This is a genomic window from Desulfocurvus thunnarius, assembly GCF_055390965.1.
In genome coordinates, this window is the sequence record NZ_AP042411.1 from 3,434,770 (window position 1) to 3,459,268 (window position 24,499).

Annotated in this window: 26 protein-coding genes and 1 tRNA gene; 21 read left to right on the plus strand and 6 right to left on the minus strand. The window is 66.2% G+C overall.

Annotation, left to right across the window (positions count from 1 at the left end; translation table 11 throughout):
• The first annotated feature begins 80 nt into the window (after positions 1–80).
• The 4 genes from ACZ5KV_RS15200 (at position 81) to ACZ5KV_RS15215 (ending at position 4,339) form a co-directional block, all read left to right on the plus strand.
• The gene (locus tag ACZ5KV_RS15200; protein ID WP_464241850.1) at positions 81–788 is read left to right on the plus strand and encodes a methyl-accepting chemotaxis protein; all 708 of its coding nucleotides are present in this window, start codon (positions 81–83) and stop codon (positions 786–788) included.
• 149 nt (positions 789–937) lie between these two features.
• Positions 938–1,507, plus strand: a complete 570-nt coding sequence (locus ACZ5KV_RS15205; protein WP_464240131.1) for a hypothetical protein — start codon at positions 938–940, stop codon at positions 1,505–1,507.
• 141 nt (positions 1,508–1,648) lie between these two features.
• Positions 1,649–3,097 carry an MBOAT family O-acyltransferase gene (locus ACZ5KV_RS15210; protein ID WP_464240132.1) on the plus strand — a complete coding sequence of 483 codons (1,449 nt, stop codon included), beginning with the start codon at positions 1,649–1,651 and terminating at the stop codon, positions 3,095–3,097.
• Between the two features lie 39 nt (positions 3,098–3,136).
• A complete protein-coding gene (locus ACZ5KV_RS15215) occupies positions 3,137–4,339 on the plus strand; it encodes a hypothetical protein (protein ID WP_464240133.1) in 1,203 nt (400 codons plus the stop codon).
• 62 nt (positions 4,340–4,401) lie between these two features.
• On the opposite strand, the gene ACZ5KV_RS15220 is transcribed toward ACZ5KV_RS15215, so the two are convergent.
• The 4 genes from ACZ5KV_RS15220 to ACZ5KV_RS15235 form a co-directional block, all read right to left on the minus strand.
• Positions 4,402–5,499: a tetratricopeptide repeat protein gene (locus ACZ5KV_RS15220; RefSeq protein WP_464240134.1), complete on the minus strand. Its 1,098-nt coding sequence runs from the start codon at positions 5,497–5,499 to the stop codon at positions 4,402–4,404.
• Between the two features lie 140 nt (positions 5,500–5,639).
• Entirely contained in the window at positions 5,640–6,626 is a 987-nt protein-coding gene (locus ACZ5KV_RS15225) for a hypothetical protein (protein WP_464240135.1), read from the minus strand.
• Between the two features lie 117 nt (positions 6,627–6,743).
• Entirely contained in the window at positions 6,744–6,995 is a 252-nt protein-coding gene (locus ACZ5KV_RS15230; protein ID WP_464240136.1) for a DUF6538 domain-containing protein, read from the minus strand.
• A gap of 104 nt (positions 6,996–7,099) precedes the next feature.
• Positions 7,100–7,195: transfer RNA gene (locus ACZ5KV_RS15235), tRNA-Ser, on the minus strand.
• A gap of 645 nt (positions 7,196–7,840) precedes the next feature.
• Between ACZ5KV_RS15235 and ACZ5KV_RS15240 the strand changes: the two genes are divergently transcribed.
• Positions 7,841–8,398, plus strand: a complete 558-nt coding sequence (locus ACZ5KV_RS15240) for a hypothetical protein (RefSeq protein ID WP_464240137.1) — start codon at positions 7,841–7,843, stop codon at positions 8,396–8,398.
• 451 nt (positions 8,399–8,849) lie between these two features.
• Here the strand turns inward: ACZ5KV_RS15240 and tadA are convergent, their stop codons facing one another.
• Positions 8,850–9,338 (minus strand): tRNA adenosine(34) deaminase TadA, encoded by a 489-nt coding sequence (gene tadA, locus ACZ5KV_RS15245; protein ID WP_464240138.1) that lies wholly within the window; start codon positions 9,336–9,338, stop codon positions 8,850–8,852.
• 63 nt (positions 9,339–9,401) lie between these two features.
• Positions 9,402–10,211 carry a phosphoribosylformylglycinamidine synthase subunit PurQ gene (locus ACZ5KV_RS15250; RefSeq protein WP_464240139.1) on the minus strand — a complete coding sequence of 270 codons (810 nt, stop codon included), beginning with the start codon at positions 10,209–10,211 and terminating at the stop codon, positions 9,402–9,404.
• Between the two features lie 311 nt (positions 10,212–10,522).
• Between ACZ5KV_RS15250 and ACZ5KV_RS15255 the strand changes: the two genes are divergently transcribed.
• The 16 genes from ACZ5KV_RS15255 to ACZ5KV_RS15330 all read left to right on the plus strand — a co-directional run bounded on the left by ACZ5KV_RS15255 (position 10,523) and on the right by ACZ5KV_RS15330 (position 24,441).
• Positions 10,523–12,181, plus strand: coding sequence for a CTP synthase (locus ACZ5KV_RS15255; RefSeq protein WP_464240140.1), 1,659 nt, complete (start codon positions 10,523–10,525; stop codon positions 12,179–12,181).
• A 3-nt stretch (positions 12,182–12,184) separates the two neighbouring features.
• Positions 12,185–13,012 (plus strand): 3-deoxy-8-phosphooctulonate synthase, encoded by an 828-nt coding sequence (gene kdsA, locus ACZ5KV_RS15260; protein WP_464240141.1) that lies wholly within the window; start codon positions 12,185–12,187, stop codon positions 13,010–13,012.
• Complete coding sequence (locus ACZ5KV_RS15265) at positions 12,993–13,526, plus strand: KdsC family phosphatase (protein ID WP_464240142.1); 534 nt, start codon at positions 12,993–12,995, stop codon at positions 13,524–13,526. Before kdsA ends, ACZ5KV_RS15265 begins: the two co-directional genes overlap by 20 nt.
• Positions 13,523–14,218, plus strand: a complete 696-nt coding sequence (gene lptC / locus ACZ5KV_RS15270) for an LPS export ABC transporter periplasmic protein LptC (RefSeq protein WP_464240143.1) — start codon at positions 13,523–13,525, stop codon at positions 14,216–14,218. Before ACZ5KV_RS15265 ends, lptC begins: the two co-directional genes overlap by 4 nt.
• Positions 14,219–14,223: 5 nt before the next feature.
• Positions 14,224–14,760 carry an LptA/OstA family protein gene (locus ACZ5KV_RS15275; protein ID WP_464240144.1) on the plus strand — a complete coding sequence of 179 codons (537 nt, stop codon included), beginning with the start codon at positions 14,224–14,226 and terminating at the stop codon, positions 14,758–14,760.
• Positions 14,760–15,482, plus strand: a complete 723-nt coding sequence (lptB, locus tag ACZ5KV_RS15280) for an LPS export ABC transporter ATP-binding protein (RefSeq protein WP_464240145.1) — start codon at positions 14,760–14,762, stop codon at positions 15,480–15,482. Before ACZ5KV_RS15275 ends, lptB begins: the two co-directional genes overlap by 1 nt.
• Positions 15,483–15,682: 200 nt before the next feature.
• Entirely contained in the window at positions 15,683–17,143 is a 1,461-nt protein-coding gene (rpoN, locus tag ACZ5KV_RS15285; protein WP_464240146.1) for an RNA polymerase factor sigma-54, read from the plus strand.
• A gap of 107 nt (positions 17,144–17,250) precedes the next feature.
• On the plus strand, positions 17,251–17,790 hold the full coding sequence (hpf, locus tag ACZ5KV_RS15290) for a ribosome hibernation-promoting factor, HPF/YfiA family (RefSeq protein ID WP_464240147.1): 540 nt from the start codon (positions 17,251–17,253) through the stop codon (positions 17,788–17,790).
• 3 nt (positions 17,791–17,793) lie between these two features.
• Positions 17,794–18,243, plus strand: coding sequence for a PTS sugar transporter subunit IIA (locus ACZ5KV_RS15295; protein ID WP_464240148.1), 450 nt, complete (start codon positions 17,794–17,796; stop codon positions 18,241–18,243).
• 10 nt (positions 18,244–18,253) lie between these two features.
• Positions 18,254–19,186 carry an RNase adapter RapZ gene (gene rapZ / locus ACZ5KV_RS15300; protein WP_464240149.1) on the plus strand — a complete coding sequence of 311 codons (933 nt, stop codon included), beginning with the start codon at positions 18,254–18,256 and terminating at the stop codon, positions 19,184–19,186.
• A 44-nt stretch (positions 19,187–19,230) separates the two neighbouring features.
• Entirely contained in the window at positions 19,231–19,671 is a 441-nt protein-coding gene (locus tag ACZ5KV_RS15305) for a PTS sugar transporter subunit IIA (protein WP_464240150.1), read from the plus strand.
• A gap of 2 nt (positions 19,672–19,673) precedes the next feature.
• Positions 19,674–20,144: a PTS sugar transporter subunit IIB gene (locus ACZ5KV_RS15310; protein WP_464240151.1), complete on the plus strand. Its 471-nt coding sequence runs from the start codon at positions 19,674–19,676 to the stop codon at positions 20,142–20,144.
• Positions 20,145–20,256: 112 nt separating this feature from the next.
• Entirely contained in the window at positions 20,257–20,847 is a 591-nt protein-coding gene (locus ACZ5KV_RS15315; RefSeq protein WP_464241851.1) for a PTS sugar transporter subunit IIC, read from the plus strand.
• Between the two features lie 632 nt (positions 20,848–21,479).
• Positions 21,480–22,403 (plus strand): manganese-dependent inorganic pyrophosphatase, encoded by a 924-nt coding sequence (locus tag ACZ5KV_RS15320; RefSeq protein WP_464240152.1) that lies wholly within the window; start codon positions 21,480–21,482, stop codon positions 22,401–22,403.
• Between the two features lie 225 nt (positions 22,404–22,628).
• Positions 22,629–23,189, plus strand: a complete 561-nt coding sequence (locus ACZ5KV_RS15325) for a hypothetical protein (RefSeq protein ID WP_464240153.1) — start codon at positions 22,629–22,631, stop codon at positions 23,187–23,189.
• A 535-nt stretch (positions 23,190–23,724) separates the two neighbouring features.
• A complete protein-coding gene (locus ACZ5KV_RS15330) occupies positions 23,725–24,441 on the plus strand; it encodes a YkgJ family cysteine cluster protein (protein WP_464240154.1) in 717 nt (238 codons plus the stop codon).
• The last annotated feature ends 58 nt before the right edge of the window (positions 24,442–24,499 follow it).

A 24,499-nucleotide genomic window follows, 5' to 3' on the forward strand; every position in this document is an offset into this window, starting at 1 on the left:
CCGCCCAGGTGGAGGAAGCGAGCCGGGGCGCCGAGGAGCAGAAGAACCGCACCAGCGAAACCGCCACCGCCATGGAGGAGATGAACGCCACGGTGCTGGAGGTCGCGCGCAACGCCTCCCAGGCCGCCGAAGGCTCGGACAAGGCGCGCGTCAAGGCCCAGACCGGGTCGCAGGTCGTCGGCCAGGCCGTGGAGGCCATCAACAAGGTCCAGACCCAGGCCCAGGACATGACGGGCAACCTGGGCCGCCTGGGCCAGCAGGCCGAGCAGATCGGGCGGATCATGACCGTCATCGAGGACATCGCCGACCAGACCAACCTGCTGGCGCTGAACGCCGCCATCGAGGCCGCCCGCGCGGGCGACGCGGGCCGGGGCTTCGCCGTCGTGGCCGACGAGGTGCGCAAGCTGGCCGAGAAGACCATGAACGCCACCAAGGAAGTCGGCGACGCCATCAAGGCCATCCAGGGCGGCACGCGCAGCAACATCCAGGGCATGGAGCACGCGGTGCAGGCCGTTGTCGAGGCCACCAAGCTGGCCAACAACTCCGGCGAGGTGCTGCGCGAGATCGTGGGGCTGGTGGAGCAGGCGGCGGATCAGGTCCGCTCCATCGCCACCGCCGCGGAAGAGCAGTCCGCCGCCAGCGAGGAGATCAACCACAGCGTGGAGGACATCAACCGCATCTCCTCGGAAACCAGCGAGGTCATGGCCCAGTCCGCCCAGGCCATCGTGGAGCTCGCCGCCCAGGCCACGGACCTTCAGGAACTGGTGCAGAAGCTCAAGCAGGGCTGAGGCCCGCAAAATCCAGGCCCGCCTTGCGGCGGATGCCGAACCGGACCGGAAGGGGCCGGGCCAGCGCGACTGGCCCGGCCCTTGTTATTTTGGGCCGGAAGTGTCAAGGAATACGGGCATTGATGCAGCCTTTTTCCGTGGAGACGCGTATGAAAGCTCTCTTGTGCGCGATGTTCCTGTGCGCGTTTGCCTGCGCCGCTCCGGCCAGGGAGTGGCAGGGCAATTGCCCGGAGTTCCCCGATGTCGGCGACAAGGTCATGATGTGCGTGGCCGACACGCTGAGTTCCGTGGAGATTCTGTTCCAGGAGCGGGGCACCGCCCTGGCGGGCAACAGGGAAAAATACGCGTCCGCCGTCCGCTCCCTCGCCATGGCGTATTTTCCGACCCTGCGTCAGGAAAGCATGAGCAAGTATGAGGCGTTCGAGCAATTCGGCACCGACCCGGGCGCCCTGGAACTGAAGCGGCGGGCGGGCATTACGCTCACCGTCTGGACCGTGGCCGACCCCAGCGGCTACCCCGTCGCCTATCATGTCGGCGCCCGGATGCATTCCTACGGTGCAACGCAGTTCGACGCCATCGAGGACGCAACTCTCGGCTACTGCCGCGCCGACGCCCTCGGCAGCGTGGTGGAGCAGGCCCTGGACGGGCTCATGCGGGGCATGGGCGAGCAGTTCCGGCAGGGCCTGAGCGATTTCAAGGTCGAGGCGGGGGCGCAATAGGGCGCAGGCCCGGGCGCGCGGATTATTCCTTGCGGGCGGCGGGGGTTTTCACCATACTCCTGCGGTTTCTTCGTCGGATATGGCCTGCCCGCCCGCTCCCGGGCCGCTGTCCCTTGTCTGTGCTGTGCACCCGGGCGCGCGATGCTCTTCAACTCCTACATCTACATCCTGCTCTTCCTGCCCCTGACGTTTGGCGGATATTACCTGCTGAACGGCTACGGCATGGCGCGCGCGGCCCTGGGGTGGCTCGTCGCGGCCTCCGTGTTCTTCTACGGCTGGTGGAATCCGGCCTATGTCCCGCTCATTCTGGCCTCGCTGGTGGTCAACTACGCCCTGGGCGTCCGCCTTTCGGGGCGGCGCGCGGCGCTCGGCCTGCGCGGGAGGCCTCTGCTGGCGGCAGGCATCGCCGCCAACGTGTTGTTGCTCTGTTATTACAAGTATACGGACTTTTTTATCGGCAATGTGAATGCGGCGCTGGGGCTTTCCCTGCCGTTGCAGCATATCGTCCTGCCTCTGGCACTCAGCTTTTTCACCTTCCAGCAGATCGCCTATCTTGTGGACAGCCACCGGGGGCTGACCCGCGAATACGATTTCCTGAACTACGCCTTGTTCGTGACGTTCTTTCCGCAGCTCATTGCCGGGCCCATCGTGCACCATTCCGAAATGATGCCGCAGTACGCCAGGCCGCGCAGCAGGATCATGAGCCAGCGCAACATCGCCCGGGGCGTGCTGCTGTTCAGCATCGGGCTGTTCAAGAAGGTTCTGATTGCGGACACCTTCGGGGTGTGGAGCACGGCGGGGTTCGACGGGGGCGAGGCGCTGTCCTTTTTCCGCGCCTGGGGCACGTCGCTCAGCTACACCATGCAACTGTATTTCGATTTCAGCGGCTATGTGGACATGGCCATGGGTTCGGCCCTGCTGTTCAACATCCGCCTGCCCCGGAACTTCAACAGTCCGTATCGCGCGCTGGACATCCAGGACTTCTGGCGGCGCTGGCACATGACGCTGTCGCGCTTTCTGCGCGACTACATCTACTTCCCCCTGGGCGGGAGCCGGGGCGGGGGGCTGCGCACCGCCTGCAACCTGATGCTGACGTTCCTGATCGGCGGACTCTGGCACGGCGCGGGGTGGACCTTCGTTTTCTGGGGGTTCCTGCACGGCGCGGCCCTGGTGGCGCATCGGCTCTGGAAGCTCGCGGGCGGCAGGCTGCCGCGCTGGGCGGCCTGGGCGGCGACGTTCGGCTTCGTCAACGTCGCCTGGGTGTTCTTCCGGGCCCAGACCTGGGCGGACGCGCTACGCGTCTTGCGCGGCATGATCGGGGTAAACGGCGTAGCGGTGTATCGCTCGCTGTATCCGGCGCTGGATTTTCTGCCCTTCGTGCACGACTCCGGCGTACCCCTCGTTGCGGGCGGGGCGTTCTGGGTCGCCGCGCTGGGGGCGCTGCCGCTGCTCGTCTGGAAGGAGAGCCACGAACTGGCGGAGGGCTTCCGCCCCACCGTGCGGTATGCGGCCCTGGCCTCCGCCTGCGCGGTCATGGGGTTGGCCGCCATGCAGACGACCGTCAGCGAATTCCTGTATTTCAATTTCTAGGACCCGGCGATGTGGAAGCGGTTCAATAGACTCGTTGCCTTGAGCATCCTTGGCCTTTTCCTGCTGCTGGCCGCGGTCAACGTGTTCGAGGATCCCCTGTTTTCCTTCGGCACGCCGCGGATCGGGCATCTCAACGCCGACAAGCCCCGGTTTTCCCTCTATGTGCGCTGGGCCAAGGCCTTTGTGGTCCGCAGGGTGGACCCTGAGCACGTTGTCGCCGGCAGCTCGCGCGTCGAGTTGGGCTTTCGGCCCGGCCACCCGCACCATGCCGGGACGCGCTGGTACAACCTGGGGCTGAGCGGCGCGACGTTCTATGAGACGAAACGGTATCTTGACCATGCCATGGGGCAGGGTGCCCTGAAGGAAGCCCTGGTGGGGCTCGACTTTTTCATGTTCCACGACGCGACGCACCACGAGCCGGGCTACGACGACGCCATCCTGGAGCCCGAGGCCGAACCCTGGGACACGGTGGCCCTGGCCCTTTCCTCGACCCTGCTCGGCCTGAGCGTGGACACGCTCGCCAGGCAGGGCCAGGAGCCGACCTATGACCCAGAGAGCGGCTGCGGGCTGGGCACCAATGAGCGCAAGGCCGAGGCCCGGGGGCAGCGCGGGCTGTTCCTGGGGGCCATCCGCAAGGCCGCCGCGCGCCTGCTGCGGCCTCCGGCCGGGGAGGGCACGGTTTCCCAGGCGGAGTTGTGGGCCCAGTACGACGCCATGCTGGAGGCGGCCCACCGTCACGGCGTGCGGATGATTCTTTTCCTGCCGCCGGCCCACGCCTGGATGACGCAGATGTACAGGGAAATGGGACTGTGGGGCGAGGTGGAGGCCTGGAAGCGGGCTCTGGTGGCCCACAACGAGGCCGTGGCCGCCCGCCTGGGGCGGCCGCCTTTCGCCCTGTGGGACTTCACGGGCTACGGCCCCCTGGTGGGGGAGCCCGTGCCCCTTGCCGGAGACACGACCACGCGGATGCGCTGGTACTACGAGGCCTCGCACTTCCGCAGCGACGTGGGCATGTTCGTTCAGGACAGGGTGTTCGGCACGCCGGGCACCGGCCTGCCGGAGGGCTTCGGCGTGCTGCTCACCAGCGGCACCATCGAGACCCACCTGGCGCAGGACGCCGCCGCCCGGCGCCGCTGGGAGGACGCCCGCCCCGAGGAACTGGCCGCCCTGCGCGAAGCCATCGCCGCCGCCCGCCACGCGGCAGAACACCCCGCCACGCCCGAAACCTCAGCCCCGAACTGAGCCCGTAGCGCATGGGGCGCAGGGGGCAAAGGAGAAGAGTCCGGCAACGAATGTCGGGCTTTTTATGGCATGTTGTTTTGATTTTTGGATCTTAATTCCCAAAGCATTTTTTGATAAGATTCGTTGTTATCAATCTTTATCGCTGCTTCGAGATCGGCGAGCGCCGACTCTTTTTCGCCTAATTCTATATAAGATATTGCTCTATGGTAAAGGGACCGGGCGTGATTTTTGTTCATTTGTATTGATTCTGTAAAAAGTCTTATTGCTTCTGTATGTTTGGCATTGTCTTGGTATATTATACCAATCATATAATGTGATGCCTGAATGTTAATTTTACTCTCAATGCATGTTTCGAAATTGTGGAGAGAAGATTCTTTTTCGCCGAGGAGATAATTTGCTAGAGCGATTTCAAAACAAACGTTGCTATTGCTTTTCTTCAATTCACCATAAATGAAGAAGTCTTTTTCTGCTTCTTTAAGGTTTTGCCTAATTTTTTCAATTTTTGATTTGTCGCCGATTTCATCGATGCTGAACGGGAAAGGCAGCCCTTTTTTATTTGTGCGCGGGTATTGTGTGAGCAGGATTTTGTTCATGGTTGTCAGGCCTCTGAGCCTGTAGGCCTCGATTGATATTTCCTCATTCCCGTCGGAAATGCATTCCGCGAAATAGTGTATTGCTGTATCATAATTTCGCAACATTCTGTGCGACTTTGCTTTCCAGAATGGCAACTTTGGATCTTTATATGAATTTTCATCAACAGAATTGAGTGTATTAAGTGCTCCTCTGTAATTATTCAATTCGTATAGGGCTATGGCAACTCCGATCAGGGATTCGTTGAGTTGCCCCGTGATCGTCGCGGCCTGCCGGAAGCAGGTTTCGGCTTCGGCATACTCTTTATTTAATAGAAGGCTATTGCATGCACTTATTTCTCTTGCCAGAGCATTCATCGGGGTAGTTGTCAAAGATAGTAATATTATAATTAACGCTGTCACTTTCGGCGTAGCTTTATTCTGTTTGTAGCTTGAACATGTATAAATCTTTTGGTATGGCGATATTTTTATTGAGGAACAGTTATCATCGTGTATCCGTGATTGTTCCCGTTGGGCGAGAGCAGAAGAATCATGATGGCAGGGAAAAAGAAAAAGGGTTTCAGCGAACATGCTGAAACCCTTTTGAGTTCTGTGGCGGAGAGGGTGGGATTCAAGCTGTGCCACATTCAACCCCGTAATTATTGAGCTTTCTTCTTCCTGATTGAGGCTCTGGTGTAGCAGTCTGGTGGGGCAGTTGGCAAGGGCCTACCTCAAAATGGTACATCGGGAAACGCAGGGCCATCGGTAGGGGGAGGCGGTAACGCCCCGTCGGGCAGCGGCAAGTTGGTTACTGTGAACAGATTGAGGATGTCGTCTCTGTCCATGAACAGGATTTGTGAGCGTTTGATCGCGTCCAGTTTGTTCCCCAGCCAGTTCTTTGCCTGCTTTGTAATCTCTCCTCCAGCAACGATAAATGCGTGATCCACCAGCACGTGCCGATTCAATTCCGGGTCAAAAATGTCGTGCCCAAGCATCATGAGAGCCTGGTTATAAATCTCGGCGACATTTTTGGAGCCGCCTTTGCCGACACCCGCTGCATCCAGTTTGCCTTTCTTCACCTGGATGCCGAAGTAGAGGACATGCTGGGTGGGCAGCGTATACTTCATCCATACGTCTTTGCCGTACTCCAAGGCCTTGTCCTTGTGTCCTGCTGCCGTGATGCGGTGGAAACCGAGTTGCCTGAATAGTGGCAGGAGGACTTCTTCAATTAGCTCGTCTTCAGAGCACTTGTTGAGGTAGGCGGCAAGTTGCTCGCGACGTTCTAGCTCCGCTGGTGTCATTGGGCGGTGTGGATTTGCCACCTCCGCGATTGTGTCGGTGGCGATATGGCGCAGTTGTCCCCTCCCGTGGTCATCGTAGAACGCCTCCCATCCTTCACGGGCGAGCACTATATTCAGCGCGGCAAGGGCTTGGCTCCTGTCAGGGTCTCCCTCTTGTGCTTCGCTCTTGTCCAAAACGGAGCGAATGATTTTGATGAAAGCATCGGGAGGTACGGTGGGGCTGGCGTGAGGGAGCGCTAGGACTTCTTCTAAGCGGTCTGCGACCCAAGCCCAGCGTGTCGTCCCGTCGTGGACATAATCAAGGTCACAGTCCTCGAAGAATTCGGTAATAAAGCTGCTGGAACGGTATTTGAAGTGTTCAACGTCCCCGATGATGATATTTGCTAGAGCACGGAGGTTTTTCTTTTTCCACTTCATGGTTGGCCTTGTTTGCTGATAGTTCATAGCAATAGTTAGTAATGGAGCCAAGCCCGATAGATACACTCCAAAAGAAAAAGATGCCAGCAGTAGCGGTCCTGACTCGCTACGAGAATGTCAGGGAAGCATCATGTTTTCCACTTCCGGTGTGAGCTTGTCGGCCATACCATCCCCCATGTATTCAATCATGCCGTGAAATATCGAAGCCAAGCGTATAGCCTTTGGTCGGGCCTCACGCAAGTAGGCCGTACCCAAGGACAAGTGGACTTCGGATTTCCCGAACAGGGGGCGGAAGGGGGCAGGAATGACGAACCGGAAATAGTAGACCCCGGCCCGTCTCTGGACGTTGGTAGGTGGACGGTATGCCATGGCTCCCTCAGCGAGTGCTTTGGGCCAGACCTTTGTACCAGTCCATGCCAGGGGGTGTTGAGCCAAAGAAAAAGCCCAGGTATTTCACTGGGCTATTGAGTCTGTGGCGGAGAGGGTGGGATTCGAACCCACGTACGGGCTATGAACCCGTAACTCGATTTCGAGTCGAGCGCGTTACGACCGGGCTTCGCTACCTCTCCGCTTGGGGTGGGGAGCCGTGAGGCTGCCCGGCGGATCGTCGAACCGGTGCGCTGTGGTTCGTGGATACGCATTGGCGAATCGTAGACCAGGGCGCGCGGTTTGGCGAGGGGTTTATGTAGGGAAAAACGGGGCGGGATGCAAGCCCTTTGTGGGGGGAGGCGCTGGGAGCCTCGCGCTTGATTCGACGCGGGCCGCGTTGCGCCTTGCCGCGCGCCCGGCATCGTGCCCGGGCATTGCGCCAGCCAAGGCGCCGCACCCGCGCCCGGCTGCGCTCCGGGCACTCTTCCGGCCTTGCGTTGGCGGCATGCCCGGTCGAGTTTCCGGCTTAGGCTGGCCATGCCTTTGGTTTGCATCGGCTGTGCCTCGACTTCGCACCGGTTGCACCTTCGTTCCTCTCTCCGGTCGTGCGCATGGTGTTGCGCCTGACCGTATGCACGATTTCGCGCCCCGGCATGTGTCCGGCGTCTCCCATGGCAAGGCGCTCCCGGTTTCCTCTTCGGCTGCACCTCCGGCCCTGAGTCCGGCGCGGCCCCGGCCCGCATCCGGCCTGGCGTCAGGCCCCCGCGCGCTGGCGCGTTTTGCCCGCAAAAAGGCGTTGCCACGGGCGCGGGGAGTGCGCATAGTAGGAGCATGGAGGACCATTCATGGCGGAACCTACGGACCGGACGCGGGAGTTCTACGAGCGCGGCGTGAGGGCGGCGCGCCAGGGGCGCTTCATGGCGGCGGACCATTTCTTCCAGCGCGCCGTGGCGCACCTCTACGGGCTGCACGGCGCCGAGGGGCAGGTCCACGGGGCGCGGCACATCGCGCGCATCTACACCGAACTCGGCCTGGCGCGCATGGCGGCACGGCACTACCGCCGGGCCCTGGCGCTGCTGGAGCGGGCCGGGGGGCGCGGGTCGGTGCTGTTCGGGGTCGTGGCGGCGCAGTTGGAGGAATTGAACGGCGCGAACCTGTCGCAGGTCCTGGCCGGGTTGGGCATCCTGTCGCCGGGCAACGGCCCGGTGACGGACCTGGAGCTGCATTGCGGGCAGGTGCTGGACGAGGTGCGGGCCATCGCGGCCTTCGGCGCGCCGGACGACGCGGCCTGCGCCCGCGCGGCGCAGCGGCTGAACGCCGCCGGGGTGCCCACGGGCCGGGGCGGCGCCTGGACCGGGCAACTCATCCGCACTCTGTGCGAGGGTCCGACGCCGCAGGACTAGGCGTTTTCACGCCGCCCCGAGGAGCCGCCCGGCGTCCATCAAGGCCGCGCGGGGGGCGCCCCCCGGCACCTTCCCCCCTTGGTTCCCGTCCGGGCCCGATCGTTCACGTTTCGCCCGCCGCCGCGTCCCGCATCCCATCGTCTTGTCCCTCTCCCGTCTGCTTGAAGGCGCAACGCCATTCCCTCCGCAAAAAGCAGGAGGGCGGGGAGCCTTCGGTCCGCCAGGGGCAGACGGCACCTGGACGCATTGTGGAACGAAGGCTGGCACAAGGGACGCCATGGCCCCGGCCTGCGGCCCGCCGGGCTCCGGGCGGCGCCCGGGCCGCCGGAAGCCCCGCCCGCCGCGGGCGCCCCGTCTTTCTTTTCCCGCAGGGCCTCCCGCCGCATCCCGGCGTCTGGCGGCGCCATGCCGCCGCGCCAGGCGCCGCCGCGTCGTCCGCCCCGCCTTCCGGCTAGCGCCGGGCGCGGAAGAACCGGCGCAGCACGTCGCCGCATTCCTGGGCCAGCACGCCGCCCAGGGCCGGAAAGCGGTGGTTGACGAAATCGAGGCTGGCTGCGTCGAAGCGCGAGGCCACGACGCCGGATTTGGGATCGGACGCGCCGTAGACCAGGGCGGCGATGCGCGCGTGGACCATGGCCCCCAGGCACATCAGGCAGGGCTCCAGGGTGACCACCAGGGTGCAGCCCGTGAGGCGGTAGTTGCCGAGCAGCCGGGCGCCCTGGCGCATGGCCAGGATTTCGGCATGGGCCGTGGGGTCGCCGCTGGCGATGGGCGCATTGGCCGCGCGGGCGAGGAGGGTGCCGTCGGGCCCCAGGAGCACGGCGCCCACGGGCACTTCGCCCGCCTCGGCGGCGCGGCGGGCTTCGGCCAGGGCTTCGCGCATGGGGGCGTCCCAGGAGTCGAGGCCCGGGGGCAGGGGGGGCAGGTCGGGGGTGAGCATGGAGCTTGGCCCGCCGGTCGGGCGGGCGCCCGGCGAGGGGCGCCCGCCCGGCCCGGGGCGGAGCTACTGGGCCTTCAGGTGGGCCACGGCGTTTTCGATGAGCACGGTGCCCAGGCGGGTGGCCTCGCCGCGCGTCCAGCCCGGGTGGTTGGTGACGTGGTTGTAAGCCTCGGGGTGGGGCATGAGGCCGAGCACGCGGCCCGTTGGGTCGGTGATGCCCGCGATGCCCAGGGGCGAGCCGTTGGGGTTGGCCGGGTAGTCGGTGGTCACCTGCCCGGTGGCGGGGTCGGCGTATTGCAGGGCCACGAGGTTGGCGTCCACCAGTTCCCTGAGCACGGCGTCGTCCATGGGCACGAGCTTGCCCTCGCCGTGGCGCACGGGCAGGTCCAGGGTGTCGATGCCGCGGGTGAAGACGCAGGGGCAGGCGGGGTTGGCCTTCAGGCGAACCCAGCGGTCCTCGAATTTGGCGGAGTCGTTGAGCGTCAGGGACACCTGGCGCTCGAAGTAGCGCCCGCCGATGGCCGGCAGCAGCCCGAGCTTGACCAGGAGCTGGAAGCCGTTGCAGATGCCGAGCACCAGCCCCCCGGCGTCGAAGAAGGCGCGCAGTTGCTCCACCAGGGGCTCGCCGCTCCGGGTGCGGGCGAAGCGCCAGCGCAGGGCGGCGGCCTGGGCCGCGCCGAGGTCGTCGCCGTCCAGGAATCCGCCGGGGAAGATCAGGAAATTGTAGTCCGCAAGGCGCACCCGTCCGGCGACCAGGTCGGAGAAATAGGTGATGTCGGCGGCGTCCGCCCCGGCCTGGCGGGCGGCGTGGGCCGATTCCACCTCGCAGTTGGTTCCGTATCCGGTGATGACCAGCGTCTTCACCTGGGCCATGGTCTCCTCCAATGTTTTCTTGACAGGCAGATGCCCGTTGACTAGCGTACCTGAAACACGAGGGACCATAATGAGACATCCGCAAACCGTCAACCTGCAACCGCGATGACCCGGGCCCTCAAACTCCCGACTTTTCATGACAAATTAGTAAGATACAGAGGTTTTGCCACCGCCGCAACCCGCCAGAGCCCTCCGGCTCCGGCGGGTTCGCACTTGAATGGCGCGCAGGCGGCGGCCATGCAGGAAAAACGGTCGGGCGGCGGGTGGCCGCGCGCATCGAGGACAACAAGCAAAGAGGGCAGGTCCAGACCATGAAGACCAAGTTCATTTTCGTCACCGGCGGCGTTCTTTCCTCACTGGGCAAGGGGCTGGCCGCGGCTTCCATCGGCGCGCTGCTCAAGGCCCGCGGGCTCACCTGCACCGCGCAGAAGCTCGACCCCTACATCAACGTGGACCCCGGGACGATGAACCCCTTCCAGCACGGCGAGGTCTACGTCACCGACGACGGCGCCGAGACCGACCTCGACATGGGCCACTACGAGCGCTACCTCGACGTGCCCATGAGCCAGCGCAACAACTACACCTCCGGCTCCATCTACCACAGCGTCATCACCAAGGAGCGCCGGGGCGACTATCTGGGCGGCACGGTGCAGGTCATCCCGCACATCACCGACGAGATCAAGCGCGCCGTGCTCTCCCTGGCCAGCGACAACCTCGACGTGGCCCTGGTGGAGATCGGCGGCACGGTGGGCGACATCGAGGGCCTGCCCTTCCTGGAGGCCATCCGCCAGTTGCGCGGCGACCTGGGCAAGGAGAACGTCCTCTACATCCACCTGACCCTGGTGCCCTACATCAAGGCCGCCGGGGAACTGAAGACCAAGCCCACCCAGCACAGCGTCAAGGAGCTGCGCTCCATCGGCATCCAGCCCGACATCGTGCTCTGCCGCTCGGAATGCGACCTGGACGAGTCGCTCAAGGCCAAGATCGCCCTGTTCTGCAACGTGGACAAGGACGCCGTGTTCTGCTCCGTGGATGTGGACAACATCTACAAGGTGCCGCTCAAGCTCTACGACGAGGGCCTGGACCAGAAGGTCGCCATCATGCTCAAGCTGCCCGCCAAGAACCCGGACCTCGCGGCGTGGCACGCCCTGGTCCAGCGCCTGGACCACCCCCAGGGCGAGGTGACCATCGGCATCTGCGGCAAGTACGTGGACCTCAAGGAGGCCTACAAGAGCCTGCACGAGGCGCTCGTCCACGGCGGCGTGGCCAACAACGTCAAGGTCAACCTGCGCTACATCAACTCCGAGGAGATCGACTCCAAGTCCGTGGCCGGGCTGCTCAAGGACTGCGACGGCGTGCTCGTGCCCGGCGGCTTCGGCTCGCGCGGGGTGGAGGGCAAGATCAAGGCCATCGAATACGCCCGGCGCAACGGCGTGCCCTTCTTCGGCATCTGCCTGGGCATGCAGTGCGCGGTGATCGAGTTCGCGCGCAACGTGGCCGGGCTGGAGGGCGCCAACTCCGAGGAGTTCGACCAGGAAACGCCGCATCCGGTGATCTACCTGATGAAGGAGTGGTACGACTTCCAGAAGGGGCGCATGGAGGTGCGCGACGCGCTGTGCAACAAGGGCGGCACCATGCGCCTGGGCGCCTACCCCTGCCGCCTCGTGCCCGGCACCCGGGCCCACGAGGCCTACGCCAAGGACGCCATCGACGAGCGCCACCGCCACCGCTACGAATTCAACAAGGCCTATTTCGAGCAGTTCAAGGACAAGGGGCTGGTTTTCTCGGGCCTGTCGCCCGACGGCGAACTGGTGGAAATCGTGGAGCTGCCGGGTCATCCGTGGTTCCTGGGCTGCCAGTTCCACCCCGAGTTCAAGTCCAACCCCATGCGGCCCCACCCGCTGTTCCGCGAGTTCATCGGCGCGGCGCGGCAGCGCAGGCTCGGCGCCGCCAAGGGCAAGAAGGGCTGAGCCATGGCCCCCACCGCCCAGGAACTGCACGGCCTGGCCCAGGCCGGGCCCTTCGTCATCGCCGGACCCTGCGCCCTGGAAAGCCGCGAGGTGGCCCTGACCGTCGGCTGGCGTCTGGCCGAGGTCGGCGAGGCTCTGGGCCTGCCGGTCATCTTCAAAAGCTCTTTCGACAAGGCCAACCGGACCTCGGTGGAAAGCTTCCGGGGCCCGGGCATGGAGCGGGGCCTGGCCCTGCTGGCCGAAATCAAGGCCGAAACCGGCCTGCCCGTGCTGACGGACATCCACCTGCCCGAGCAGGCCGCGCCCGTGGCCGAAGTGGCCGACGTGCTCCAGATTCCGGCCTTTTTGTGCCGCCAGACGGACCTGCTCGTGGCCGCCGGGCGCACGGGCCGGGTGGTCAACGTCAAGAAGGGCCAGTTCGTCGCTCCGTGGGACATGGCCAACGCCGTGGGCAAGATTCGCAGCACGGGCAACGCCATGATCTGGCTCACCGAGCGAGGGGCCAGCTTCGGCTACAACAATCTCGTGGTGGACATGCGCTCCGTCCCCGCCATGCAGGACCACGGCTGCCCCGTGGTTTTCGACGCCACGCATTCGGTGCAACTGCCGGGCGGGCAGGGCGCCAGCTCCGGCGGGCAGCGCCAGTTCGTGCCGACCCTGGCCCGGGCCGCCGTGGCCGCCGGGGCCGACGGCGTGTTCCTGGAAACGCACCCCGACCCGGACCGGGCCCTGTGCGACGGGCCCAACTCCTGGCCGTTGGAACGGCTCGAACCCTTGCTGCGCGACCTTTTGGACCTTTGGGAGGCGACCCGTGCCCGCCGCGTCCGCTAGAGAGCGCGCCGCCCGGGTGCGGCTGTTGGTGCTCGACGTGGACGGCGTGCTCACCGACGGCGGGCTGTACTACGACGCCGAAGGCAACGTTTCCAAGCGCTTCAACGTGCAGGACGGCCTGGGCATCAAGGTCGCGCAGGCCGCCGGGCTGGAGATCGCCGTGATCACCGGGCTGGACTCCAAGGCCGTGGCCGCGCGTGTGCGCGAGCTGGGCGTGGAGGAATACCACGCCGGGCATCTGGCCAAGGCGCCGCTGCTGGAAGGCATGTGCCGGGCGCGCGGGCTGGAGTGGGCCCAGGTGGCCTACCTGGGCGACGACTGGGTGGACGCCGGGCCCATGGGGCTGGTGGGCCTGCCGCTGGCCGTGGCCAACGCCCAGCCGGAGATTCTGGACATGGCGGCCTGGGTCAGCACGCGTCCGGGCGGGCATGGCGCCGTGCGCGAGGCCATCTCTTTCATCCTGGATGCCCGGGGCGACCTGGACGCCCAGTGGGCCCTGTGGCGGTCGCGGTGAGGCGCTGGCTGCCCTGGGTGCTCCTGGCCCTGGCGGGGCTGGCGGCGGTGGGCGGCTGGTCGCTCTATCAGCGCCACCAGATGCTGACCCGGGCGGCGGCACTGCTGGACGACGTGGACGTGGACGTGTCGCTGCACGGGGTGGAGCTGTCGCGCGGGGCCGAGGGGCGCACGGAGTGGCGCATGAAGGCCGACGCCGCGCACTACGCCCAGGACACGGGCATCGTCGCGGTGGACAATCCGCGCATCCTCTACTACCTCAAGGACGATGGCGGCGAGATCGCCGTCAACGCCACCAGCGGCGAGGTGGACCAGGAGTCCGGCAACGCCAGCCTGTGGCCCGACGTGGACATCGTTTCCGGCCCCAACCGGGCCCGCGCCGCGCGGCTGGACTATTCCAGCGCCGAACGGCGCATCGTGCTCACCGGGGACGTGCGCCTGGAGCGGCCGGACATGACCCTGGACGCGCCCCGGGTGGTGCTGCACCTGGACACCAACGACGTGGACGCCGACGGCGGGGTGCAAAGCGTGTTTTTCAACATGACCGTGCCTGCTGCGGGGGCCGCCTCCGCGGCCGCGCCCGCCAAGAAGGCCGCAGCCAAGCCCGCGAAGAAATCCGTGAAGAAATCCACGAAAAAGTCCGCAAAGAAGCCTGCGGCCAAGGCCGCCACGAAGGCCAACGGAAAGGAGTGACCCCCGTGAAGCGACTCACGCGCGCCCTGTGCGCCCTGTGTCTGCTGGCGCTGGCCCTGGGGCCCGGCGCCGCCCCGGCCGCCGAGAAGGCCAAAGGCGAGCAGGTGCCCACGAAGATAACCTCCGAGAAGGTCCGCTACGAGCAGGCCGGGCGGGTGGTCATTTTCGAGGGCCAGGTCTTCGTGCAGCGGCCGGACATGACCATCCGCTCGCGCAAGCTGACGGTGCACCTGGCCGAGGGCGCGGCCAGGAAGGCCGCCGAGCCGGGCCAGCCCGCCGGGCCCGGCGAGGTGGAGCGCATCGTGGCCGAGGGCGACGTGCACCTGGAGCGCGAAGGCCGCCTGGGCACCTGCGCCACGGCCACCTACCACGTGCAGACCGGGCTGCTGGTCATGGAGGGCGAGCCGAAAATCACCGACGGCGACAACCAGATCACCGGACGCATCATCCGCCTGTATCTGAAGGACAACCGCAGCGAGGTCGAGGGCGGGCCGCAGCGGCAGGTGGAGGCCATCTTCATGACCCCGCCGGAGGAAGAGTAATGGCGCTGCTGGCGGCCGACGGCCTGTGCAAGCGCTACGGCCAGCGCGAGGTCGTGCACGACATCGCCCTGGACGTGGCCCAGGGCGAGGTGGTCGGGCTGCTCGGGCCCAACGGCGCGGGCAAGACGACGACCTTCTACATGCTCGTGGGGCTCATCAAGCCCAACGGCGGCGAAGTGACCCTGGACGGCGCCCAACTTGCGGGGCTGCCCCTGCACGAGCGCGCGCGCCTGGGCCTGTCCTACCTGCCGCAGGAAAGCTCCGTGTTCCGCAAGCTGACCGTGCGCGAGAACCTGGAAATCATCCTGGAAAACACGAAGCTTTCGCACCGCGAGCAGGCCGCCAAGGCCTCCGCCCTGCTGGACGAACTGGGCATCGCCAAGCTGGCGGGGCAGAAGGCCATGCACTTGTCCGGCGGCGAGCGCCGCCGCCTGGAAATCGCCCGGGCCCTGATCCTGGACCCCAAGTTCATGCTGCTCGACGAGCCCTTCGCGGGCATCGACCCCATCGCGGTGGACGATATCCAGGGCATCGTGCGCGGGCTCAAGGAGCGCGGCATCGGCGTGCTCATTTCCGACCACAACGTCCGCGAGACCCTGCGCATCTGCGACCGGGCCTATCTGGTCTACGAGGGCCGGGTCATCCTTTCGGGCACGCCGCTGGAGATTTGCGAGAATCCCCAGGCGCGCCAAGTCTACCTCGGCGAGGCTTTCAGTCTCTAATCTGGCGCGCTTCTTGCGCTTCCTCGCGCATACAAAATCCTTGCCATTTGAGTTGCAAGGCCTGGGGCTCTGTGGCATGGTCTGCCCGAGCCGCGCAGAACGGGCCCTGCCGGGCGAGGACTTTTGCCGCGCGGGCCGGGCCGCGACGGGCGGACCCCTGATCGACACGGCACCGCAGCACCTGAACACGACGGGCAACGATGGGACTTGAACTCAGACAGCAAATGAAGCTTTCGCAGCAACTGGTGATGACCCCCCAGTTGCAGCAGGCCATCAAGCTGCTCCAGCTCTCCCGTTTCGAGCTGCTGGACGTGGTCCAGCAGGAGTTGCTCGAAAACCCCCTGCTCGAGGAGAAGGGCGAAGAGGCCTTCGAGGATACTTCCGGCCGCGACGGCAAGGACGCCTTCGAGACCGCCGCCGAGCCCGAGCGCGAGCGCCCCGCCCAGGGCGACGAGGCCGTGGAGCGCGACCTGGCCCGCAACGCGGACTGGGAGAACTACCTGGGCGAATTCTCCAGTTCCTCGCGCCAGGCTTTGATGCGCGAGAGCGAAACGCCCGAGGAGGGCATGGCCTACGACGCGCGCCTGTCGGTCAAGCCCTCCCTGGAAAGCCATCTGGAATGGCAGATCTGCCTTTCGGATTTCAGCCCCGCCGAAGTGGCCATCAGCGAGGTCGTCATCGGCAACCTGGACTCCCACGGCTATCTCCAGGCCTCCTGCGAGGAGGTCGCCGCCATGGCCGGGGCCGCCACGGCCCAGGTGGAGGACGTGATCCGGCGCATCCAGCGCCTGGACCCCGTGGGCGTGGCCGCGCGCGACCCGCGCGAATGCCTGCTGGTGCAGATCGAGGTCTTCGGGTACGACGACCCCATTTTGAAGGAGCTGGTCAGCGAGCATCTGGAGGACCTGGAGAAGGGCCGCTTCAAGCCCGTGGCCCGCAAGTTCCGCCTGACCCTGGAACAGCTCAAGGAATACCTGGACCTGCTCCAGACCCTGGACCCCATGCCCGGCGCCAGCTACGGCGGCGGGGAGCCGCAGTACGTCAGCCCCGACGTGTACGTTTACGAGTACGACGGCGATTTCGTCATCGTGCTCAACGAGGAGGGCCTGCCGCGCCTGCAACTGAACTCCTTCTACATGGACGGCCTGTTGGCCAAGAATTCCAAGGACAAGGAGTACGTCCAGGAGAAGATGCGCTCGGCGGTCTGGCTGATGAAGAGCCTGTTCCAGCGCCAGCGCACGCTCTACAAGGTGGTCGAGAGCATCGTGCGCTTCCAGAACGGCTTTTTCCGCCAGGGGGTCACAGCGCTCAAGCCGTTGATTCTCAAGGATATCGCCGACGACATCGAGATGCATGAATCGACCATCAGCCGCATCACCACCAACAAGTACGTGGCCACGCCCCACGGCGTGTTCGAGTTGAAGTTTTTCTTCAACAGCGCCCTGGAGATGGACGACGGCTCCCAGGTGGGCTCGGAGTCCGTCAAGGCGCTCATCAAGCAGCTCATCGGCGGCGAGGATGCCCGCCATCCGCTGTCCGACGAGAAGATCGCCGACCACCTGAAGGACACCCTGAAGGTCAACATTGCCCGGCGCACGGTGGCCAAGTACCGCACGGCCCTGGGCATCCGCTCTTCCTCCAAGCGCAAGCAGGTTTTTTGATCGCGCGCCGGGTAGCCCTTTATTTCGATCCGGTTTCCTTCTACACTGGAATCGGCGAAAACCCGCCAGACCAGTGTCGTCGTGTCACCCAAGACAGGAGGAGATCCATGCAGATCAATTTCAACTTCAAGAACTTCGAGCCCTCCGATCATCTCAAGAAGTACGCCACCGCGCGGTTCGAGAAGTTGATCAAGTACGCCGGCACCGACAACGCCGACCTGCAAATCAACCTGTCCGTGGAGAAGTTCCGCCAGAAGGCGGACGTCGTGCTCACCTGGGACGACAACAACCTCTCGGCTTTCGAGGAGTCCGAGGACATGTACAGCACCATCGACCTGGTGCTGGACAAGATGGACGCCCAGGTGCGCAAGATCCGCGAGAAGGCCAAGGACAAGCGCCGCCAGCGCGGCACCGTGCGCATGGACGTGCTGTCCTTCGCCGAGGCCGAGGGCGGCGGCGAGCGCGTGCCGACCATTACCGAGGCCGACGCCTACGAGCCCAAGCCCATGTCCGTCGAGGAGGCGGCCATGCAGTTGGAGAGCCTGGGCTACGAGTTCCTGGTTTTCCAGAACGCGCAGACCGAGCGTATCAACGTCATCTACCTCCGCAAGAACGGAGACTTCGGCCTCATCGACCCGGGGATGTAACGCATGATCATTGGTGAACTGCTGGAAGAGGGGCTGATTCTGCCGTCCCTCGCGGCCAGGACCAAGAACGCCGTCCTGGCCGAACTGGTGGCCGCGGCCGGGGACCATGTCCCCGGCCTGGACGCCGCCACGGCCCTCAAGGTGCTCAAGGAACGCGAAAAGCTCGGCACCACGGGCATCGGGGACGGCGTGGCCATCCCTCACGGCAAGATGGACTGCATTGAGAGGATCGTCCTCGTTGTGGGGCGCAGCGAGCAGGGCGTCGAGTTCGACGCCCTGGACCACAAGCCCTGCACCATCTTCTTCCTGGTCCTGGCGCCCGAGCAGGTCGTCGGCCAGCACCTGCGCGTGCTGGCGGGCATTTCCCGCCTGCTGAAGGACGACGCCTTCCGGCGGTCCTTCCTGGCTGCGCCGGGAGCGGACGGCCTGCTGCGGCTGCTGCGGGCCTGCTGACGGAGGCGCCATGACCCAGGAGGCCCAGACCCCGCCGGGCGGCATCCGGCCGGACATGGCCCCGGATGCGGGCGGCCACATCCCGGTGGTCATCCTCACGGGGCTGTCCGGCGCGGGCAAATCCACGGCGCTCAAGGTGTTCGAGGACCTGGGCTTTCTGGCCGTGGACGGCATGCCTCCCGGGCTCATCCCCGACGTGGTGCGCCTGTTCGACAGCCAGACCGAGCTGCACCACCGGGGCCTGACCCTGGGCATGGACGTGCGCCAGTCCGACTTCCTGGTCCAGTGGCGCGAAACCCTTTCGCAATGCGCCACTCTGGGCATCCGCCCGCGCATCGTGTTCATGGAGTCCTCGCGGGCGGTGCTCCTGCGGCGCTACGCCGCCACGCGCCGCCCCCATCCGCTGGAGGGCACCCTGTCCCTGGAGGCGGCCATGGACCGCGAGCGGGAAATGCTCGCCCCCGTGCGCGACCAGGCCGAACTGGTGGTGGACACCTCGGGCTATTCCATCCACGACCTGCGGCGCACCCTCCAGGAAAAATGGAATTTCCTGCGCGACAAGCGCTGGGGCCTGCGGCTGTACATCCTGTCCTTCGGCTTCAAGCACGGCATGCCCACCGACGTGGACCTGGTCTTCGACCTGCGCTTTCTGCCCAACCCGCATTTCGACGAGGCCCTGCGGCCCCTGTCCGGCAAGGACGAGGCCGTGTCGCGCTTCGTCCTCGGGCGCGAGCCGGGGGCCGAGTTCCTGCGCCGCCAGCTCGACTACCTGAACTTCGTGCTGCCGCTGTACGCCCACGAGGGCCGCTACCGGCTGACCATCGCCTTCGGCTGCACCGGCGGGCGGCACCGCTCCGTGGCCGTGGCCGAAGCAGTCTTTGACTCCTTGCGCAACTCGGATTATGCAGTTTTTCTCGAGCACCGGCATATCGACCTGAAATGACGGCGCAGGGCAGCCGGGCCCGCACCGCAAGCACAAGCGAGCCGATGAACAAGGACAAGAAGCCCAAGGGCGGCGACGTTGGCGTCGTCGTCGTGACCCACACCGACTACGGCACCCGCCTGATTGCCGCCGCAGAGATGATCCTCGGCGCCCAGCGTGCCTGCGTGGCCGTGAGCGTGGACACCGCGACGGAGATGGACAAGACCATGGACGCCCTGCGTCAGGCCGTTGCCGGTGTGGACACCGGGGCCGGGGTCATGCTGCTGACGGACATGTTCGGCGGCACGCCGACCAACCTGAGCCTGTCCCTGCTGGGCACGGGCAAGCTGGAAGTCATCACCGGCGTGAACCTGCCCATGCTGCTCAAGGTGCTCGGCATGCGCGCGCTGCCGCTCTCGCGTCTGGCCGACGAGGCCAAGGCCGCGGGCATCCAGGGCATCGTGGTCGCCGGCGAGGTGCTGCGCCAGAAGGTGGCGGGGAACTGACCGTGTTCTGGGTGCGCGTGGACAATCGCCTGATCCATGGGCAGATCATCGAAACTTGGCTGCCCTTCACCCGCTCGCGGATGATCGTGGTCGCCAACGACGAGGTCAGCGCGGACCCGCTGCGCCAGGAGATCATGGGGCTGGCCATCCCCAGCCACGTGGAGAAGGTCTTCGTCGCCGTGGAAGGGCTGCACGACTTCCTGTCCTCGGCCTTCCAGGACGAGGCCGAGCCCGATGTGCTGGTGCTCTTCGCCTCGTGCCAGGACGCCCGCCGCGCCCACGAGCACGGCATGGCCTTCAGCAGCCTGAACCTGGGCAACATGCACTACGGCCCGGGCAAGGAGCAGATTTGCGCGCACGTGGCCCTGGGCGGGCAGGACAAGGTCTGCCTGAGCTATTTCGCGGCCCACGGCGTGGTCCTGGACTTCCGCTGCGTGCCCAACGAGCCTGTGCAGGTGGGGCGGTCGTGGTAGGCGCGTCGGCAACCCTGGGCGGCCTCATGGGCTGGACGCTGCTGGCGAGTTTTTTTTTGCCGTCTTTTCCTCGCTGCGCGTCTCGCTGAACCTGGGCATCCTTGAACGCCCGCTGGTTCAGGGACTGCTGTGGGGCCTGCTCACGGGCGACATGACCCAGGCCGTGTCCGTGGCCCTGGTTTTCGAGCTGCTCTGGCTCGACCTCATCCCCGCCGGAACCTTCATCCCCCCCAACCCCGCCGCGGGCAACCTCGCGGCCCTGGCGCTCATGTCCGCCTTCGGCCTGTCCGGCGCCTCGGGGGCGGTGTTTCCCATCCTCATCGGGCTGCCGCTGTCCTGGATGGCCTCCGGGCTGGAGCGCATGCACCGCGCGCGGCAGAACGCGGCCTTCGACACCCTTCAGGCCTGGCTGGCCCCCGGTCGCCAGGGCGAGTACGACCCCGGGCTGCTGGTGCGCCGGGCCCTGGCACACTCGGCGGTGGCGCATTTCCTGTTCTTCCTCGCGGCTCTGGGCTGCGCCATGGCCCTGGCCGCCGTGCTGCTCGGCCGGGGGCTGATGCAGCCCGCGCCGGGGCTGTTCTCCTGGGGTCAGCTTTGGCTGGGGGCCAGCCTGGGCGGGCTCATGTCCCTGCGCGTGCCGCGCGCCTACGCCGTGCTCGCCGTCTGCGCCCTGGCCGTGGCCGTGGCCGGGTTCCTGGGCTGATCCGGCCTGCGGCGTTCCCGCCGCTCCGTCCTCCCTCCGCTCTGCGATCCTGGCGCGCCGCGCCATGGTTCCTGTCCCCGGGCCGTCGCCTGCGCGCGGGCAGGCCGCGCCGCGTCCGACCGCCCGAGCGGGCGGGGCGGGCGGGGCGGGCGGAAACGGGGCGTCGGGAGGCACGGCCGCCCGCGGTTTCACCCGCGCGGAGCCGGAGTGCGCGGAGGCGGCTGAAGCACCTCCGCGCGCCCTGGTCCGGGTTCGGGAGGCCGGGCAGTGGGGAGCGCCTTTCCCGGTTTCCGGGGGCCGCCCGGGGGGGGCGCCGGGGCCTGCCCGGGGCCCGCAAGGCGGGCGGCACTGTGTTCTTTCTTGCACATGCGCGCCGCGCCAGCCTTTTCGGGCTCCCGCCCGCCCGCAGGAGCCCGGAGTATGGCGCTTTTGCGACATTTTCCCCCGCGAGGCCTTGCCCGTTGCCGTCTTTGAATTTCTGGGCTAGGGTGGCTGCGGCCCTGTTTTTACTGGCGGCATCCCTTTTTTTTCGCTTGGCAGCGTCCCGCCTTTGTGCTATTTGGCACAAACTCAATGCGCGCAATGGACCCTGTCCAGCCAACTGCGTCAAATAATTAGAGGAGGTTCTCTCGATGACTATGCTCGTTATGGGTCACATGAATCCGGATACCGATTCCATCGTCGCTGCCATCGCCTACGCCGACCTGGCCAGCAAGACCGGCAAGCCCGCCAAGGCCGTTGCCCAGGGCGCCGTCACCCCCGAGTCCGACTTCGTGCTCAAGAAGTTCGGTCTGGCCGCCCCCGAGATCGTGAAGGACGCTGCCGGGCAGAAACTGGCCCTGGTGGACACCACCGAGAAAACCCAGCTCCCCGCCGATCTGGACAAGGCCGAGATCCTGGCCGTGGTCGACCACCACAAGCTGGGCGACGTGACCACCCCCAATCCCCTGGAGATGTGGGTCTGGCCTGTGGGCTGCACCTGCACCGTGCTGAAGAACATGTACGACTTCTACGGTGTGGAGATTCCCAAGGGCATCGCCGGGGCCATGCTCTGCGCCATCCTGTCCGACACCGTCATGTTCAAGTCCGTCACCTGCACCCCCGCCGACAAGGCCGCCTGCGAGGCGCTGGCCAAGATCGCGGGCGTGTCCGACATGATGGCCCTGGGCATGGAGATGTTCAAGGTCAAGAGCGCCGTGGACGGCACCCCCATGCGCGACCTGGTCTTCCGCGACTACAAGGACTTCGACATGGGCGGCCACGGCGTCGGCATCGGCCAGCTCGAGGTCGTGGACGGCGACATCCTCAAGCCCTACGTTGACGGGCTGTACGCGGAAATCGCCAAGCTGAAGCAGGAGAAGGGCCACCACACCATCATCCTGATGCTCACCGACATCATGAAGGAAGGCAGCGAGATGCTCTTCGTTTCCGACGACAAGGCCGTCTTCAAGAAGGCCTTCGGCGTCGAGGCCGGCGAGCGCTCCTTCTGGCTGCCCGGCTGCATGAGCCGCAAGAAGCAGGTCGTGCCGGACTTCCAGGCCAAGGCCTTCGCGTAAATCGGCAGGTACGTCCCCCTTTCGGGCTTCCGGGGCCCGGCGCGGAACGACCGCGCCGGGCCTTTTTTGTCGCCTTCCACCCGGCGCCTTCCGCGCCGTGCGAGAGGCCGGCAAGCGCGGAACGCGCTCTACGCATATGCGGAAAACGGAACATGCCTTGCAACCTAAAGAATTTTGTCCGGTGAACCGATACGAAGGATGCAAGCATGCAACGGGAGGACGGCTATGGTCGGCGGCATCGGTGCTCAACTGGCGGCGGGGGGAGACTTGCAGGGCGTACTGGAGAAGCTGCGCAAGGGCGAAGAGGGCCTGTCGGGAGATGCCGCCACGTCCGCCGTCGAACTGCCTTCCGGGACATCCGGTGAAACGGCCCAGGCCAACATGCTGGCGGGAAATTTCGTTTCCGAGCGGAGCGAGCCCTCGGAGTACATTTCCTCACTGCAACTGAGCCTGTCCCTTGAGCGGCAGATGACGATCACCCGCGTGAAGGAGGTCATCGCCAACGCGATGCCCGAAACCGTGAAGATCACGGCCCAGGCCCACAGCAGCCAGACCATGCGCCAGGCGACCAAGCTCAGGGAATCCCTGGAAGCCAACGAGGACAATCTGGACGAGGCGCGGAAGAGCATCGAGGAGAAGGCCGAGCAGGCGGTGTCCGAGTCGGGCTCGGCCGCCGGAGAAGCTGTCGCCGTCCCCGCCACGCCGATCGCGGCGGCCGAAGGGGCTGGTGCGGCCTCGACCCCTGAGTCCGGGACGGCGGCCGTCCCGGTGGACATCGTGGTCTGACGGCCATCCCCGAGCCGGGCGCAGCGCCCGCCACAGGGCCGCCGCATCCGCCTGCCGGACGCGGCGGCCTTGCGTCGAGCACGGCATCCGGGCGCATCCGGGCGCATCCGGGCGCGTGGGCGCACTGGTCCGGGGGCGCGTCGTCCTTGGCCCCAGCGGAAGCGGGCGATCCGGTCCGGACCGGGGCTGCCGGATGGTTGCCGCTCTCCGGGCGCGAGGCGGGTCCGGCATAGGTGACAATGGAGAATTGAGTTTCCATCTGCCGCTCCCCGGGCGCGGGGCGGGTTCGGATGCCCTCGCTGCCGGGACCGCTTTCGGCGGCGTCTCGCCCGGGCGTTCTCAAGGGCGGCAGGCCGGAGGCCGGGAATCGGGTTTTTTCCCGCGAACTGCTTGCCTTTCTGGCCGGAAACAACAATGCTGACGGCTAGGGCCATGCCATTTTTCAGCCGGGGAGGCACACGGCGGCCGGGCGCAACGCCCGGCCGCGAGTGCTTTGTGATCGGCTGCAACCTGCAAGACAGACACGGAGGATGCCATGCCCGGGCGACCGGCGCCCCCGGCGGTGCTTTTGACCACCGCCGAGGCCCTTGCCGCCATCCGCTGCGACCTGCGCATGTACGGCCCGCAGCTCGACGAATTCTGTTCCCTGGCCGGAGCCCTGTGCGGCCTTGCGGCCCGCCCCGCCGAGCAAGGCGGCGTTCCGGGGCTGGAGCTGGCGCCCGGGGCCGGGGCGGCCCGAGGGCGCTTTGTGCCCTGGGAGATTGCCGCGCGCTGGCTGTGCCGGGCCCTGACCCGGAGTCATCCCGGGCCCGAGGCCCTGGCCCGGCTGTGCGCCCTGGTCTTCGGCCAGCGGGCCGAAGCCCTGCCCGCCGCCCCCGGCGAGGCTCCGCGCATCCGCCTGGAAACGGGCATGGACGGCTTCGCCTGCACCCGCTGCGGCCGCTGCTGCCTGGACCTGGACTACCACGCCGAATGCGACGCCGAGGACGTGGCCCTGTGGCGCCGCCTGGGCCGGGAGGACATCCTGGCCTGGGTCGGCCGGGAGCAGGGCCCCGAGGGCCCGGTCTACCGCATCTGGCGCCGCCCGGGCACGCCGCTGTACGCCGAGCGCTGTCCCTTCCTGCGCCGCGTGCCCGGCGACACGGCCTTCGTCTGTACCATTCACGACGTGAAGCCCGCCATCTGCCGCTCCTACCCCGGGCTGCGCAAGCACGCCCTGCTCACGGGCTGCAAGGGCTTCCCCCGGGGCTGACGCCCTCCGCCGCCCGGGGCTGCGTCCGCCCCCGGCGCCAAACCATGAAAAAGCCCCC

What these genes read in the sequence shown, in the direction of transcription:
- ACZ5KV_RS15295 (WP_464240148.1), top strand. Translation starts at nt 17,794, where the DNA reads ATGATCATTGGTGAACTGCTGGAAGAGGGGCTGATTCTGCCGTCCCTC.
- ACZ5KV_RS15305 (WP_464240150.1), top strand. Translation starts at nt 19,231, where the DNA reads ATGAACAAGGACAAGAAGCCCAAGGGCGGCGACGTTGGCGTCGTCGTC.
- ACZ5KV_RS15220 (WP_464240134.1), bottom strand. Translation starts at nt 5,499, where the DNA reads ATGTTCGCTGAAACCCTTTTTCTTTTTCCCTGCCATCATGATTCTTCT.
- ACZ5KV_RS15255 (WP_464240140.1), top strand. Translation starts at nt 10,523, where the DNA reads ATGAAGACCAAGTTCATTTTCGTCACCGGCGGCGTTCTTTCCTCACTG.
- ACZ5KV_RS15210 (WP_464240132.1), top strand. Translation starts at nt 1,649, where the DNA reads ATGCTCTTCAACTCCTACATCTACATCCTGCTCTTCCTGCCCCTGACG.
- ACZ5KV_RS15250 (WP_464240139.1), bottom strand. Translation starts at nt 10,211, where the DNA reads ATGGCCCAGGTGAAGACGCTGGTCATCACCGGATACGGAACCAACTGC.
- kdsA (WP_464240141.1), top strand. Translation starts at nt 12,185, where the DNA reads ATGGCCCCCACCGCCCAGGAACTGCACGGCCTGGCCCAGGCCGGGCCC.
- rapZ (WP_464240149.1), top strand. Translation starts at nt 18,254, where the DNA reads ATGACCCAGGAGGCCCAGACCCCGCCGGGCGGCATCCGGCCGGACATG.
- ACZ5KV_RS15325 (WP_464240153.1), top strand. Translation starts at nt 22,629, where the DNA reads ATGGTCGGCGGCATCGGTGCTCAACTGGCGGCGGGGGGAGACTTGCAG.
- hpf (WP_464240147.1), top strand. Translation starts at nt 17,251, where the DNA reads ATGCAGATCAATTTCAACTTCAAGAACTTCGAGCCCTCCGATCATCTC.
- ACZ5KV_RS15320 (WP_464240152.1), top strand. Translation starts at nt 21,480, where the DNA reads ATGACTATGCTCGTTATGGGTCACATGAATCCGGATACCGATTCCATC.
- ACZ5KV_RS15225 (WP_464240135.1), bottom strand. Translation starts at nt 6,626, where the DNA reads ATGAAGTGGAAAAAGAAAAACCTCCGTGCTCTAGCAAATATCATCATC.
- ACZ5KV_RS15230 (WP_464240136.1), bottom strand. Translation starts at nt 6,995, where the DNA reads ATGGCATACCGTCCACCTACCAACGTCCAGAGACGGGCCGGGGTCTAC.
- lptB (WP_464240145.1), top strand. Translation starts at nt 14,760, where the DNA reads ATGGCGCTGCTGGCGGCCGACGGCCTGTGCAAGCGCTACGGCCAGCGC.
- tadA (WP_464240138.1), bottom strand. Translation starts at nt 9,338, where the DNA reads ATGCTCACCCCCGACCTGCCCCCCCTGCCCCCGGGCCTCGACTCCTGG.
- ACZ5KV_RS15330 (WP_464240154.1), top strand. Translation starts at nt 23,725, where the DNA reads ATGCCCGGGCGACCGGCGCCCCCGGCGGTGCTTTTGACCACCGCCGAG.
- rpoN (WP_464240146.1), top strand. Translation starts at nt 15,683, where the DNA reads ATGGGACTTGAACTCAGACAGCAAATGAAGCTTTCGCAGCAACTGGTG.
- ACZ5KV_RS15240 (WP_464240137.1), top strand. Translation starts at nt 7,841, where the DNA reads ATGGCGGAACCTACGGACCGGACGCGGGAGTTCTACGAGCGCGGCGTG.
- ACZ5KV_RS15200 (WP_464241850.1), top strand. Translation starts at nt 81, where the DNA reads ATGAACGCCACGGTGCTGGAGGTCGCGCGCAACGCCTCCCAGGCCGCC.
- ACZ5KV_RS15205 (WP_464240131.1), top strand. Translation starts at nt 938, where the DNA reads ATGAAAGCTCTCTTGTGCGCGATGTTCCTGTGCGCGTTTGCCTGCGCC.